Origin of the sequence: Virgibacillus salexigens, assembly GCF_014905415.1 — a bacterium.
Classification (GTDB): Bacteria; Bacillota; Bacilli; order Bacillales; family Amphibacillaceae; genus Virgibacillus; species Virgibacillus salexigens.
The window spans coordinates 162,435-175,019 of record NZ_BNEO01000006.1 but is presented as its reverse complement, the minus strand read 5'-3'; the positions used below and the strand labels follow the sequence as shown (position 1 = coordinate 175,019).

The following is a 12,585-nucleotide window of genomic DNA, read 5'->3' as shown; positions in this document are numbered from 1 at the left end:
AGCTACTGTACTTTTGCCAGCACAAATTGGTCCGATTAATATTATAGTTTTAGATGCCATAATATCCCTCTTTTTCACCATTTTAGATCAACAATTCCTAAATTATCCTTAAAAATCTTTTTCCACAATCTGGCCCTTTTGTGGAATTAGTGATAAAATTTATCTCAGATTTTTAAAGAAATCATACTTGTCAATGATTTCTTGATATGTACCTGTATCTTTATAGTTAAAACCAAGACTGCATGATTGATGTATTATGGTATTAATTCTGTCTAGGCAGACTTTATCTTCGTTATTGAATGAGTTGCCACACTTACCACATTTTAATTCCATTTGATTATCATTCCCTTCGTATATTATTAATTTCTGCATTACAAGAATAAAATCCTTTTTAATAAGTAATGAATATGACCAACATAGCACTACATATATCCATCAAAGTTTTAAGGTGTATCATTAGGAGTATATGCACTTCATATATGATAGAAAGTTTTTTTATGTGGATTAATTGTAGTTTAATAGTGACTTCATTTTGACCTTGTATTATATAAAAATATCTATAAAATCATACGGAATTTTCGTTTTGGTATTCCACAAATGTTGGTAACGCTGTTTTACACAAACTAATAATAGGTGATGAAAATGTATTTTTTCGGAAGCATTTTTTTCATTACAAAGGTGGTCTTGTTATGAAAGGCATGTATTTCTTACGTCATGTTATAATTTTATAGTTAAAAATTTACAGGAGGTGCTCCTTGAAGAACTTATTATATATATGCTTATCTATTTCATTATTAATATTAAGTGCCTGTGGTGATAATTCAGAAGAGAATGAACAAAATATGGAAATGCAAGATAATGATTCAAAAGTAGAACAAGATCAAACGACAAGTGATCAAGACAACAAGGGCAGTAATGATGATGGTATGTTTAGCATGGGTGAATTTAAAACTCTGAAAGGTAAAAATGACGTTGGTACATATGAGACAGGCCCCATATCCCTAACGATAAAGTCTGTTGCAGTAAAAAGAGGGGAACTAAACGAGAATTATCCGAATGATCGTTTGCCTGAAGGAGAAATAGAGTTTATAGAAATACTTATGACTATGACTTCTGAAAAAGACAATATTAATTTTACGGAAGATAATTTTCAGCTGACAACTAATTCTGGAGAAAACTTCAGTAAACCTGAAGGATTAATGAGTACTGCTCTAAATATTGACTTTGCATATAGTGGTTCTGAAACTGGTCCCGAAGATTATTATGTGACTGTGGCATATATATTGGAACAATCAAAGGCAGAGTCATTAGAGGAGGTTAATTTTCATGTAAAGGCTCCAACTGACCAAAGCGGCAATTCCTTAGATAAAGACATAAATGTTGATATACCAGTTTCTTCAACTGGTTCCGAATAGACTACATATGAGGAAGGGTTATTTATGGATCTATTAGACGTTCTAAACTTAATAATCATTACAGTAATTATTTTGGCAGTATTCACCACGTTTTTACTTGTTTTTGCTTTGAAGTTCGCCAAGTCATCAAATAAACGAACAAATGAGTTAAATGCGGTGCGAAAAGAAAATTTGGAAATACAAAAAGAAATTTTGAAGGAAATAAAAGAGTTAAGAAAATACACTAATTCTAAAAATTAATCTATGCTAAATTTAAAGGGGCCATGGTTTTATGCCATGGTTCTTTTCTATGTCAGTATGGCGGGGCTCAATTAACAAACTGTGGCAAAATATATTCGAGAACAGGAAGCAAAGGGTAGACTAAGAGATAACTTGAGTAAACATGAATATGTCAATTCATCTAAAAATAGAAAGGGAAATAAATGGTTAACGGTCAATTTTTTAGCCACTTTAGGGTCTCTTTGATAGTGCCCTTATAGGGTGAAACTAAACCGCCCGTTTTACTAGAGATGATAGTATTTAGGTTTGTGTTAAAATTTTAATATATTACATCGTTATGGGAAGAGGGTTAAACATGAAGCATGCACATATTTTATTATTATCTATAGTTTTAATTGCTGTTAGCGGGTGTAACAATAATGAAGATAATACAAACCAATCCAAGCAAGAAAGTGATCCCGTTCTTATAAAGAATCATCAATTTAGTCTAGGTACTGAAGGTGATGGTGAATTTTATAAGTATAAAAGTTTAAATGATATTGGTACATATGAAACTGGACCAGTTGTTGTCAATTTAGAGAGGGTAGAGGTAGTGCGAGGGAGCTTTAACCAGGATTACTCTGAGGTATATAATGTTGAAGCCGATGAAACACTCGAAATGATAAATTTTCATATTAAATTCGAATTAAATAAAGAAATAGACAATTTTACGTTTAATCAGGAGCATCTCCACGTAATAACAGATAATAGTGAAAAGATTGAGAAGCCAAATGAACTATTGAGTAGTGTCGTTCACGCATCAATTCTTAAGAGTCCTAAAGATAATAGCGAAAGATACTTGCGGCAATTTTCGTTTCGATTGAAAGAATCTACTGCGGAAAAAATTGAGAAAGCAACACTAATTATAGATCCACCTGTTGATAGTAATGGTGATCTTTTAGGAGAAGAGATAGAGATAGAAGTTGATTTTTCTAAAGATAATGGTTAATACATATATAATTATAAATAACCTTAAAAGTAAAAAAAGTAGGATAGAAAATACATAAAAGTAGCTAATTTATCATTATAAAGTATTAGATGTTTGGATAGATTAAACAACAAGAAAGCCCACACTAAAACAGTGTGGGTTATTTATATATAAAATGAAATTGTCTTATAATAGGTAGAAACTCGTTTTTATCATCTATGACTTCTGCCGACATTCTTGCCGACGAATTTTTTTGTTTCTATAATTTTAGGATTATTTATTTTGGTTTGGAAATGTTGCTAGAATAAGTGTTTTCTAGTTGGTTTAATTATGATATTTCCTACTCAGCCACCATGGTAAGGTGGGGGTCAGCGGTTCAAGTCCGCTTGGAAGCTCTCTTAAAAAACCTTGATATTACAGGCTTTTACTCTTCATTGGGTAAAAGCCTATTTTTGTTATCAATAGAGGAAGCCCCTTATAAATTTCTTGCTAAGAAGAAGTACTGGACGTCGTATTAATATAACTACAAGAAATTTATTTTCACGCTTACCTTGTCCAGGCTAGCAGGTATGCAGTGAACGAAAGAAGTAAAAATATCTAACATTTGATGCGGTGTTTATATACTATAATAAACCTATATTAATTTGTTATATGTAAAAATTCGGAATTATATTGAAATAATTACCTTTTTATGAGATCATTCTATGTAAATAAATAGGAGAGGGAGATTTCATGAAAAAAGTTTATTCCATTTTAACTATTATGGCGATTTTATTATCATTTTCAGTAAATCAAGCATTTGCATCAACAAAAACTGAAAATGAATTAAACCAAGAGAAAATGTTAGCAGAATTAGATAATTTTGAAGAAATTCAAGATAAAAATAGCCTTGATGAGCTAAAATCAAAATTCGATGAATTTTCCACGACTTTAGAGATTGACAATAATTTATTCAAGTATGATAATGCAAAAGCATACAATGTTAAAGAATCCAATATTAAAGCTTTAACTATTCCAGTGACTGATGGGGAAAATTATAATGAAATTAGTAATATCTCCGTTTATTTTGATAGTAATGGAGAAGTATTACATTATACAGAGTTATACGTATCTAAATCTGATAAAGGTACATTTGAAATTGAACTACTACTAAACGGTAAAGTCCAAGCACAAAAAATTACAGATGAAAAATTTACAACTGCTAAAGAATACCAAGAAAAACATGGTGGAGAAATTCAACCAATGGGTGTAAACTGGGATAATTTCTTAGAATGTATGGGTATAACAGGGATAGCAGCTGGTTTCATTTCTTCCGTCTGTGGCTTTGCTTGTGCCCTTACCGCTGGAACTGCTTGTATAGTATGCGCAGCAGGCGTATTAGGGTTTAATTCTGGCGCTATTGGAGGTTGTTTAGCAGGAAGTTGGGAATAATAATAAATAAGTAAGTGGGTGAAATAAATGGAATTTATAGTATCAGCCGTATTAATCTTAATGATGATTTCCATTGGAGTTATTTCTAGAAGAAATAAACAAAAGAACAAAATTGCCGCAGCATATTTATTCTTAGTTGTAGCATCTACTTCCCTAGCTGTATACTTTAATAATATGTATTCTTTAGTATTATATGGGCTGGCTTTATTATCAAGCCTACTTGCATTTGTATTTGCTCTTAAAATGAAAAAAAATTATAGTACTCAATAGTGAATGTAATAAAACCTCACTCTACATTAGTAGAGTGAGGTTTTAGTATAACTATAAATAGTGAACATTGGAAAGTTTCTTTAAGTAAACCTTACATAAGTCCGATTAGCAGTAATGTACAAACCACTGTAAATATAGTCACCTCTATAAAGAAACTAATCAAATTGTGTCTGAACAATTAGATGATATTCTCCAATTAAATGCCATTAAAAACAAGTAAAAAAACATCAAAATATCCTAATAGAAACAGTCATGACTCCTAAGATACTACCCAATTGGTGTACAAGGTTCACTAAGGAGGATATAGTCAAGTTGAGCATAATAGTTTTATTATATTATCCCATGAAAAAAGGCTTTTGTTTATTTCACAAAAGCCTTTTCCTTTATTATTTAATCTTCATTATTTGTACGAATATATTCAAATGAATAAATATGCGTTTTTGTTAAATCAATAACTTCCTCTATAAATTCTTCTTGAGTTTCCTTGAAACCATTTAGAATCCAATTGTTGAACCGAATCCGATGGAACGCTTTGGAAAACCAGAAGAAGTGGGGTACTTGGTTGCATTTTTATTGTCTGATCAAGCTAGTTTTATTAATGCGGCTGTTGTTCCTATTGATGGAGGTCAATCGTATAAATATTAAAGATAAATTGAAGTAATATCAAGAACTCCCTATCTGTAAAAGATGGGGAGTTTTTTCTTAAGCTCAAAACTGGTTATCTTTTAATGTAAATGGCTTATTGGAATCATGTAAGAGCTTATTCTCATACATTTCTAACCTATGGCATGCGAAGTCATACTCTACGTTAAATAATTCCATCATTTGATAAGGGGAAACCATGCCAATTTGTTGTAACATGAATGTTGGTATGCATAAATGATAGCTAAAATATTTTGCCTGCCATTCTTGCAGCTCAACAAATAAGTGAGGCATATGTTCTTATCTTCCTGCGTGCCAAAGATTGTGAGCAATTTCATGAGTGAATTCCTGCCACTGTGTTTGTTTATTCTTGGTTTTATTTAAGAAAATCAAGTTTCTACCACCTTTACAAACACTTTCGCTGCTGAATTCCCAAAAATAAACGGAGATACCCAAGGTATTGGAGAGGGTTTTTATTTTTAATTCATGCGGTGTATGAATGCCTACTTCTGTTAAAAGACGCCTAATATAGTCTTCCGTTCTTGAGTAAATAATCATTGTTCTCCCCTTTTTAAAAGAATGTGTGTTCTTATTTCGTTAAAATTAATGGTGTACATTCATGTACACCGAAAGATAGATACATATTATGTCAATATTCTTCTTTAAATGCTTCCCAAATCCGTTTGAGGCGACGAAGATCTTCTTCGTTATTCTTTGGTAATTCCTTGTACCACCTTTCCAGTGATGGATCATTACGGAAGGCTGCAAATGCTTCTTCTTCGGATAATGTTGGCTGATCCGACCTTCCTAATAGAAAATCCGTAGTAACTCCTAATTTCGTCGCAAATCTGTCTAGTTCGTGGTCTTTAATGGATCGCTCTCCCAATTCAATTCGATTCATCACGCTAACATTTAAGCCAACTTGTTTGGCTAATTCACGCTGACTCCAATTTTGGTCTTCTCTTAATTCAATGATTCTCTTTCCTATATCCACGCAAACTCCGCTTTCTATGTAACAGTTACATCGTAACATAATTTCTAAAAGAGAAAAAAGTTCTGCTTAAAATGCAAGAACAGAATTTGACATTTCTATTTTAGCAATGTAATATGAGAACAAACGTTCTATAAGAAATATATGGTAATTGTAAAGGAGGGATGTCAATGAACAAAAATCATACAGACAATCATGATATTTGTTGGATTGTGAATGAATATCGAAATGATCAACGTACCGGTGCTTTATCTCCGATCGTTAGAAGTGATTATGCTCAATTACTTTTTGATAAGGGGGCTGGTTTTCATGAACAAAGAAGAAATCGAGAGCATCTTGAGGGATTACAATTGGATGATAAAAGAAATTAATAGGCAGCATGCTATAGTAAGTAATGGTGTAGAAACTAGAATGGTGGCTAAATCTGGAATTGAATCAACCCTTCCTCGTGCTAGAGGAGGTGTGAGTGATCCGGTTGCTAAAGAAGTCATTCGGAGAGAGAGGAAATATGCGTGGATCACGAAACTTGAACAGAAAGTTATCTATATTCAAGAGCGGTTATCTGCTATTGATGACCCTGAAGAGATAGCGGTATTAGAATGCATCCTAGATGGGATGACAATAACAGCAATTAGTAAATATATGGGATTACCGAGGAAGCGAATATATAACATCAAACGATCAATTATTTACAAGCTTTCCCAATTTACACAGACTCCCGAACATATGTAAAACTAGGAAAGGTATAGATATAGAATACAGTTCAATGAAACAAGCTCCATGCCCATAACAACCGCTCTTGTCCGAAATGACATTAAACTAATAATTGTACGAATAAATTAGTAGTCGTAAATGCGTCCATACGTAATTTAGGGCTTTTTTAATGGGGGTGAAAGAATAATGCTTTTGTAAACTATCAATTTGGTATTGTGATGATTCTTAATCCTCTTTAACCAATTTTGTCAGATAAGGAGGGGGAGTCGTTGAAAGAAAAAGTATCCTGGGAAGAAATAATCCAACAGGATATAGATGTAATTAAAACAGAGCAGAATGATCTAAAGCAAAGCATAAACGAATTAAAGCTCAAAGACCTAGAGCATGATAAAGAGATATTTGCGCTACGTCAGACATTAAATGAAATAAAGGAAGATACGAAATGGATTAGGAGAATGGTCACAAAGGCAATCGTGTCAGCTGTTGTTACTGGGCTGATCGGTGGTTCCTTAGCATTGTTTTTCACAAGTGTCTTTCAAGGAGGTTAAATGATGGACAAGGCTACATGGGTGCGTACCATAGTTTTGCTTTTGGCGTTAATAAACCAATTTCTTATCGCCTTTAACCTACATCCCATACCGGGCAGCCAAGAGAGGTGGGGAGAGGTCATTTCCTTACTATTCACGGCAGTTGCAAGCGGATGGGCATGGTTTAAAAACAACTATGTAACTGTTAAGGGAAAGCAGCAACAACAAGTATTAAAACAATCAAAACTTATTTCGTAGTCAAACGGCTAGTTCACTTGGACAAGCCGTTTTTCTATATAAAAATACTAATTGGAGGAGATACTATGACAAAATTATTTATTGATGCAGGACATGGCGGCTCTGATCCAGGAGCTGTAGGGAATGGTTTACAAGAAAAGAACGTTACATTAGCTATTGCACTAAAACTAAGAGATATTTTAAATAGTGATTATGAGGGTCACTCTGTGATGCTATCCCGAACGACTGACCAGACGTTATCTCTAGATCAACGAACAGCAATGGCAAATAGTTGGGGGGCAGATTATCTTGTTTCCGTTCATATAAATGCTGGTGGGGGGACAGGATTTGAATCGTATACGTTTAATGGTAACTACGAAGGAAAGGAAGAAACAAATCGGTTACGTCGTTTGGTGCATCATGCGATAGTGGCTGAAACGGATTTTAAAGACCGTGGCATAAAAGAAGCAAATTTTCATATGTTGAGAGAATCAGCAATGCCAGCTGTGCTCACAGAAAATGGGTTCATTGATAATACTTCGGATGCTGCGGCATTAAAAAGTGATACCTTTCTTACAGCAATAGCCCGTGGACATGCAGTTGGGCTCGCTAACGCATTTGGTCTAGTAGAATCTACCAATGACAATGAGAAATTTGTTGAAGTGTTAGTAGATTCCCTTTGGACCTATCATACAGCGAATTGGGGTGATAAAGCAGTAGTAGTTAATCAAGGAGATGTTTTTACTGTCATTCAGGACAGGTTCCCAGTAGATGGCGGGTATATGTATCAGATTAAAAGTGGTTTATATATTACGGCGAATCCTAGTTATGTTCGCTATTACACGAGATAATTTATTGCCCCCACAGCAACGTGGGGGCTATTTTTTAGTTTTATCCTCTGGCTCGAAATATAGATCCAATCCCTTTAATTGTTCCCGTGTTGCTTTTATTTTTGCTAAATGATGATATCGGTAAGTGTTTTGTTGTTTAATTGCTTTATGACGCCACCATAAAAATTTTAAATAGATAGGGTGCAAGAAAAACAGCTGTTTCGATGGCTGGGTTAACCTTTCCAAGTGTTTATAGTCATACGATTTTCGTCCCCTATGAACATTGCTTGCCAAATATTTATGGCCGAAAAAATCCATATAAACGAGCATATATTGAACATCATGTTCGAAACTCTCCTCTTTCGTAATGGTAAATTCTATTGCTGTATCAGGTTGTATTTCTCGTTCTGGTTTAGACATATAATATTGTGTTCGATTGTTTACGTCTTTTTCTTTTAATAATAAGAAGGAATCAATGCATACACCATTACCAAGGTTCTTTACTGTAATATTAAAGCGGCTTTCATCCATCTGATTAGATTGTCTCAATTTATTACTAGTTATTGTAATTACGGGTGCATGATTTGCTTGAAACTGCAAACGTGCTAAATATAGTGTGAGTAGTGAAATGGGATACAAGATAATGCTAATCAATTCAGTAGTTCCTAGATCTTGATTTTTCACACTGAAATAGAATAAAGCAGTTATCACACAAATTAAGATGAGTAATTTGAAAACTTGTATCACCCCATATTATATATATCATGCGAGAACAGGAAATATGTTCCAAAATGAAAAGGCTGTTGCCTATTCTTTCTTACAGCAAAAGCGCTTATCTTTTATTGGTATCCGTAGCCTAGATAATAATAATTAGGGTAGGGTTGCATGTATCCATATTGTGGAACAGTATACGGATAATTTGTATTAGTTTCAGGGTAATATGGCTGGGAATAACCTTGATGGTCTTCTCTTTCTCTTGTGCATTCATCCGTTGGTCCAATAATAATGGATTCGTTAATAGGAGCGATTGCTTCCTTCCAAGTTTCAGGATCTAAGCAAAACGTATGTGCCATGATTTCAACAGGCGTTTTTGTAAGTATATCCGATCCAAGAATATATTCTGGATAAGGCGCATCAAAGATGGCAAAAAGATGCGTATTATTATTGGTTGCTTCCTCCCAATGCCACCATCCTTGAGGGATATTTGCTACTTGCCCAGGTGTTATAGGGATGTTAGAAACTTCATTATTGAAAGGATTAATTAGAGAGACAACAGCTGACCCACTGATACAATATACAAGCTCTGAAGCATTTTGATGATAATGAGGCTCAACAACACGTCCATTACTTAAGTAGATATCAAGCATCGACACATTACCTAGTGTATTTAATTCATTTCGTCCCAATTGATTAATGTAATTTTCATCATTTCTAGTAAATAAGCGGTTTTTGTTTACATCAGAAAAAAACGCTACACCTGGTTTTGTATAGTCCATATAAGAAGTTGGCATAAGTACGTTCAACTCCCTTTCATAATAATAGTTACAAACATATCCTATGTATGGGCGTTAAAAGTGTGACAGATGCCTAATAATTCGTATTTTAGTGGTTTCTTATGATTATTCGTCGATATATCACCATATAACAAACTACAAAAACTAGAAAAGCTAGAATACATAAACTCAGATAATACAACCACCCATCCCCAAGTAAATCTAATGGCGTTTTAGCTGTTGGAGTGGAGGATAGGTATAAATAGTTGGATTGAAATAGAGGATTAATGATAAAACCAATGAATATCGCATAAGCCAATAAATAACCATACGTTTCTAATACTGACCTAAATGTAATTGATTGTACTATAAATAACAGTAAAAATATACTTGTTAGCGATATGGCCATGTGATGAATAAAGAACTTCCAATAACGAAAATGGGGAAAATCATATGGGAGTTCAGGTGTAATTAATGCTAAAAGAGCTGGAATGAATCCAATATAAAAAGTAATGTAGGAGAGCTTCTGACTTTTCGTTGCCAAGGCAATAGCACCTGTAATACTAGCTATACCACAAAGGTGAAGAGGTATATGCTCTTGTAAATTCCATATACCAGTTGTTAGTGTCCACCATTGGTAGCTGATTTCAGATAAAATTAAGATAGTGAATAAAAGCCAGTGTGTAAGTTGAACGAAGAATTTTTGGGTGTGTTGGTGATGGGATAAAGCAATAATCAAAACGAATGCAACGATATAAATAACCAGTATAATTACATGACTAATACCAAATTGATTAAAGGGGGGAGTATGCATCTTCTATCCATCATTCCCTTCATTATGCCATTTCATCTTGACGTCGATAGCTAATAAAGGCGCTTTTCCCAGCTTGTAGGATGAAGCGCCTTTGTTCTCTGTTAACTATAAAAGTAAAAAGGATTAGCCTCCAATAATATGGTAACCGGAATCAACATGAAGTACTTCCCCTGTTATGCCTCTTGATAGTTCACTCATAAAGAATAATGTGGCATCTCCAACTTGATCTTGATCTACATTCTTACGAAGCGGAGCTTTTTCTTCAATCACTCCCATTTTTTCGTTAAAACCAGAGACTCCTTTTGCGGAAAGTGTACGAATTGGACCAGCTGAAACAGCATTTACACGAATCCCATACTTACCCATATCCTCAGCGAGGTAACGAACGCTTGCTTCAAGTGAAGCTTTTGCCACTCCCATCACATTATAGTTCTGGATAACTCGTTCTGCACCAAGGTAGGTTTGGGTAACAATGCTTCCACCTTCTGTCATTAATTCTTTCGCTGCCTTTGTTACGGCTACTAAGGAGTAGGCGCTAATTTCCTGTGCCAGTAAAAAGCCATCTCGCGAGGTGTCAGCATATTCCCCTTGTAATTCATCCCGATTGGCAAAAGCAACAGAGTGTACAACTCCGTGAATAGTTCCAATTTCATCTTTTATCGTGTTGAATGCACTCGTAATACTTTCGTCACTGGCAACATCACAGGATACGACTAATTGAGCTTCGATATCATGTTTCTCCAAAAGCTTTGTTAGCTTTTTGTATGACCGTTCTTGTCTATATGTAAATATAAGATTTGCTCCTGCTTTATGTAAGGATGATGTAATTCCCCAAGCAATACTTCTTTCACTTGCAACACCCATAATAACAATATTCTTTCCTTCTACTAAATGTCCCATCATCGAACCTCCATGATCATTTCTTTCATACATTATAACCTAATCCATATTTCGAAAGAAAGCCTTATCTATTTTGAAGTTATTTATCATCGTAACCTGCTTTATACTCGTCTATACAAACGAATAAAAAGAAATGATAAAAAAATAAAATTTACCCTTTACAAATGATATAGAACTGGGTATAATAAAATTCGTTGGTTTCGACGGAACTTAACAAAGACATCCAAGAATCGACATTTTTAAAAAGATATGGCCCGTTGGTCAAGTGGTTAAGACACCGCCCTTTCACGGCGGTAACACGGGTTCGAATCCCGTACGGGTCACCAATTTTTATTTTCTACATAATTGGTGCGGAGGATTAGCTCAGCTGGGAGAGCACTTGCCTTACAAGCAAGGGGTCGCAGGTTCGAGCCCTGCATCCTCCACCATATGCCGGCCTAGCTCAACTGGTAGAGCAACTGACTTGTAATCAGTAGGTTGGGGGTTCAAGTCCTCTGGCCGGCACCATTTTTTTAAAAAGCATGAATAAATAATAAATTGTGTGTTAACAATATGGAGGGGTAGCGAAGTGGCTAAACGCGGCGGACTGTAAATCCGCTCCCTCAGGGTTCGGGAGTTCGAATCTCTCCCCCTCCACCATATATATAGAATTGTTGGGCTATAGCCAAGCGGTAAGGCATCGGGTTTTGATCCCGTGTACCCCAGGTTCGAATCCTGGTAGCCCAGCCATTTTTTTGTTTCTAAAAGTTTTTTACATAATACAGTGTTTAATTTTATATGAGCCATTAGCTCAGTCGGTAGAGCAACGAGCAATATCTTCCACCGAATTAACTGCGAGTAACCCCGATGCACAATGCTTCCAAGAATAGGCTGGGAGAAGTAGGGGTAATTAAAGAATGATCTTATTTAGAAACAAATTAATTTCATATGAGCCATTAGCTCAGTCGGTAGAGCATCTGACTTTTAATCAGAGGGTCGGAGGTTCGAATCCTCCATGGCTCATCAAAGTATCATAACAATAAATAAGAATTAGAAATAAACAAGGTGTTATAACTGTAGCAGCCTTGTTTATTTGCATTTTACGGTGATTTTTTACATAATAGAAACAGTTATTTTTATATATAACATGTGGTAT

Annotated in this window: 17 protein-coding genes, 6 tRNA genes and 1 pseudogene; 17 read left to right on the top strand and 7 right to left on the bottom strand. The window is 34.7% G+C overall.

What is annotated here, in order from left to right:
• Window positions 1-755 precede the first annotated feature (755 nt).
• From JKP73_RS19530 to JKP73_RS19505, 6 genes and pseudogenes are all read left to right on the top strand, one after another.
• Window positions 756-1,415, top strand: a complete 660-nt coding sequence (locus JKP73_RS19530) for a hypothetical protein (protein WP_200411708.1) — start codon at window positions 756-758, stop codon at window positions 1,413-1,415.
• A 24-nt stretch (window positions 1,416-1,439) separates the two neighbouring features.
• Complete coding sequence (locus JKP73_RS19525; RefSeq protein WP_200411707.1) at window positions 1,440-1,655, top strand: hypothetical protein; 216 nt, start codon at window positions 1,440-1,442, stop codon at window positions 1,653-1,655.
• 334 nt (window positions 1,656-1,989) lie between these two features.
• A complete protein-coding gene (locus tag JKP73_RS19520; protein ID WP_200411706.1) occupies window positions 1,990-2,622 on the top strand; it encodes a hypothetical protein in 633 nt (210 codons plus the stop codon).
• Window positions 2,623-3,333: 711 nt separating this feature from the next.
• Entirely contained in the window at window positions 3,334-4,032 is a 699-nt protein-coding gene (locus tag JKP73_RS19515; RefSeq protein ID WP_021290390.1) for a hypothetical protein, read from the top strand.
• A gap of 27 nt (window positions 4,033-4,059) precedes the next feature.
• On the top strand, window positions 4,060-4,302 hold the full coding sequence (locus JKP73_RS19510; RefSeq protein WP_021290391.1) for a hypothetical protein: 243 nt from the start codon (window positions 4,060-4,062) through the stop codon (window positions 4,300-4,302).
• A gap of 507 nt (window positions 4,303-4,809) precedes the next feature.
• A pseudogene (locus JKP73_RS19505) lies at window positions 4,810-4,947 on the top strand (SDR family oxidoreductase); the annotation flags it as partial.
• Between the two features lie 63 nt (window positions 4,948-5,010).
• Here the strand turns inward: JKP73_RS19505 and JKP73_RS19500 are convergent.
• The 3 genes from JKP73_RS19500 to JKP73_RS19490 all read right to left on the bottom strand — a co-directional run bounded on the left by JKP73_RS19500 (window position 5,011) and on the right by JKP73_RS19490 (window position 5,938).
• Window positions 5,011-5,238, bottom strand: a complete 228-nt coding sequence (locus JKP73_RS19500; RefSeq protein WP_188943995.1) for an ImmA/IrrE family metallo-endopeptidase — start codon at window positions 5,236-5,238, stop codon at window positions 5,011-5,013.
• 6 nt (window positions 5,239-5,244) lie between these two features.
• A complete protein-coding gene (locus JKP73_RS19495; protein ID WP_188943993.1) occupies window positions 5,245-5,502 on the bottom strand; it encodes a hypothetical protein in 258 nt (85 codons plus the stop codon).
• A gap of 91 nt (window positions 5,503-5,593) precedes the next feature.
• The gene (locus tag JKP73_RS19490; protein ID WP_160807593.1) at window positions 5,594-5,938 is read right to left on the bottom strand and encodes a helix-turn-helix domain-containing protein; all 345 of its coding nucleotides are present in this window, start codon (window positions 5,936-5,938) and stop codon (window positions 5,594-5,596) included.
• Between the two features lie 167 nt (window positions 5,939-6,105).
• Here JKP73_RS19490 and JKP73_RS19485 point away from each other — a divergent pair, with 167 nt between their 5' ends.
• The 5 genes from JKP73_RS19485 (at window position 6,106) to JKP73_RS19465 (ending at window position 8,264) form a co-directional block, all read left to right on the top strand.
• Window positions 6,106-6,306 carry a hypothetical protein gene (locus JKP73_RS19485; RefSeq protein ID WP_021290394.1) on the top strand — a complete coding sequence of 67 codons (201 nt, stop codon included), beginning with the start codon at window positions 6,106-6,108 and terminating at the stop codon, window positions 6,304-6,306.
• On the top strand, window positions 6,245-6,667 hold the full coding sequence (locus JKP73_RS19480; protein ID WP_031335339.1) for a hypothetical protein: 423 nt from the start codon (window positions 6,245-6,247) through the stop codon (window positions 6,665-6,667). The genes JKP73_RS19485 and JKP73_RS19480 overlap by 62 nt, the downstream gene beginning before the upstream one ends.
• Before the next feature lie 251 nt (window positions 6,668-6,918).
• Complete coding sequence (locus JKP73_RS19475; protein WP_021290396.1) at window positions 6,919-7,197, top strand: hemolysin XhlA family protein; 279 nt, start codon at window positions 6,919-6,921, stop codon at window positions 7,195-7,197.
• 3 nt (window positions 7,198-7,200) lie between these two features.
• Window positions 7,201-7,434 carry a phage holin gene (locus JKP73_RS19470; protein ID WP_021290397.1) on the top strand — a complete coding sequence of 78 codons (234 nt, stop codon included), beginning with the start codon at window positions 7,201-7,203 and terminating at the stop codon, window positions 7,432-7,434.
• A 65-nt stretch (window positions 7,435-7,499) separates the two neighbouring features.
• Window positions 7,500-8,264 (top strand): N-acetylmuramoyl-L-alanine amidase, encoded by a 765-nt coding sequence (locus JKP73_RS19465; protein ID WP_200411705.1) that lies wholly within the window; start codon window positions 7,500-7,502, stop codon window positions 8,262-8,264.
• A 27-nt stretch (window positions 8,265-8,291) separates the two neighbouring features.
• On the opposite strand, the gene JKP73_RS19460 is transcribed toward JKP73_RS19465, so the two are convergent.
• From JKP73_RS19460 to fabI, 4 genes are all read right to left on the bottom strand, one after another.
• Window positions 8,292-8,927 (bottom strand): glycosyltransferase family 29 protein, encoded by a 636-nt coding sequence (locus JKP73_RS19460; RefSeq protein WP_200411704.1) that lies wholly within the window; start codon window positions 8,925-8,927, stop codon window positions 8,292-8,294.
• Window positions 8,928-9,082: 155 nt separating this feature from the next.
• Window positions 9,083-9,754: a cupin domain-containing protein gene (locus tag JKP73_RS19455; protein WP_200411703.1), complete on the bottom strand. Its 672-nt coding sequence runs from the start codon at window positions 9,752-9,754 to the stop codon at window positions 9,083-9,085.
• Between the two features lie 91 nt (window positions 9,755-9,845).
• Window positions 9,846-10,550 carry a YwaF family protein gene (locus JKP73_RS19450; protein WP_200411702.1) on the bottom strand — a complete coding sequence of 235 codons (705 nt, stop codon included), beginning with the start codon at window positions 10,548-10,550 and terminating at the stop codon, window positions 9,846-9,848.
• A 123-nt stretch (window positions 10,551-10,673) separates the two neighbouring features.
• Window positions 10,674-11,450, bottom strand: a complete 777-nt coding sequence (gene fabI, locus JKP73_RS19445) for an enoyl-ACP reductase FabI (RefSeq protein ID WP_021290402.1) — start codon at window positions 11,448-11,450, stop codon at window positions 10,674-10,676.
• 251 nt (window positions 11,451-11,701) lie between these two features.
• Between fabI and JKP73_RS19440 the strand changes: the two genes are divergently transcribed.
• From JKP73_RS19440 to JKP73_RS19415, 6 genes are all read left to right on the top strand, one after another.
• Window positions 11,702-11,776: transfer RNA gene (locus tag JKP73_RS19440), tRNA-Glu, on the top strand.
• Between the two features lie 26 nt (window positions 11,777-11,802).
• A tRNA-Val gene (locus JKP73_RS19435) sits at window positions 11,803-11,878 on the top strand.
• Window positions 11,879-11,881: 3 nt separating this feature from the next.
• Window positions 11,882-11,957 (top strand) — tRNA-Thr (locus tag JKP73_RS19430).
• Between the two features lie 47 nt (window positions 11,958-12,004).
• Window positions 12,005-12,089: transfer RNA gene (locus JKP73_RS19425), tRNA-Tyr, on the top strand.
• 15 nt (window positions 12,090-12,104) lie between these two features.
• Window positions 12,105-12,179 (top strand) — tRNA-Gln (locus JKP73_RS19420).
• Between the two features lie 200 nt (window positions 12,180-12,379).
• A tRNA-Lys gene (locus JKP73_RS19415) sits at window positions 12,380-12,452 on the top strand.
• The last annotated feature ends 133 nt before the right edge of the window (window positions 12,453-12,585 follow it).

Coding starts and splice junctions, on each gene's coding strand:
- JKP73_RS19470 (WP_021290397.1), top strand. CDS start 7,201: ATGGACAAGGCTACATGGGTGCGTACCATAGTTTTGCTTTTGGCGTTA.
- JKP73_RS19525 (WP_200411707.1), top strand. CDS start 1,440: ATGGATCTATTAGACGTTCTAAACTTAATAATCATTACAGTAATTATT.
- JKP73_RS19450 (WP_200411702.1), bottom strand. CDS start 10,550: ATGCATACTCCCCCCTTTAATCAATTTGGTATTAGTCATGTAATTATA.
- JKP73_RS19515 (WP_021290390.1), top strand. CDS start 3,334: ATGAAAAAAGTTTATTCCATTTTAACTATTATGGCGATTTTATTATCA.
- JKP73_RS19495 (WP_188943993.1), bottom strand. CDS start 5,502: ATGATTATTTACTCAAGAACGGAAGACTATATTAGGCGTCTTTTAACA.
- JKP73_RS19520 (WP_200411706.1), top strand. CDS start 1,990: ATGAAGCATGCACATATTTTATTATTATCTATAGTTTTAATTGCTGTT.
- JKP73_RS19485 (WP_021290394.1), top strand. CDS start 6,106: ATGAACAAAAATCATACAGACAATCATGATATTTGTTGGATTGTGAAT.
- JKP73_RS19480 (WP_031335339.1), top strand. CDS start 6,245: ATGAACAAAGAAGAAATCGAGAGCATCTTGAGGGATTACAATTGGATG.
- JKP73_RS19465 (WP_200411705.1), top strand. CDS start 7,500: ATGACAAAATTATTTATTGATGCAGGACATGGCGGCTCTGATCCAGGA.
- JKP73_RS19455 (WP_200411703.1), bottom strand. CDS start 9,754: ATGCCAACTTCTTATATGGACTATACAAAACCAGGTGTAGCGTTTTTT.
- JKP73_RS19510 (WP_021290391.1), top strand. CDS start 4,060: ATGGAATTTATAGTATCAGCCGTATTAATCTTAATGATGATTTCCATT.
- fabI (WP_021290402.1), bottom strand. CDS start 11,450: ATGGGACATTTAGTAGAAGGAAAGAATATTGTTATTATGGGTGTTGCA.
- JKP73_RS19500 (WP_188943995.1), bottom strand. CDS start 5,238: ATGCCTCACTTATTTGTTGAGCTGCAAGAATGGCAGGCAAAATATTTT.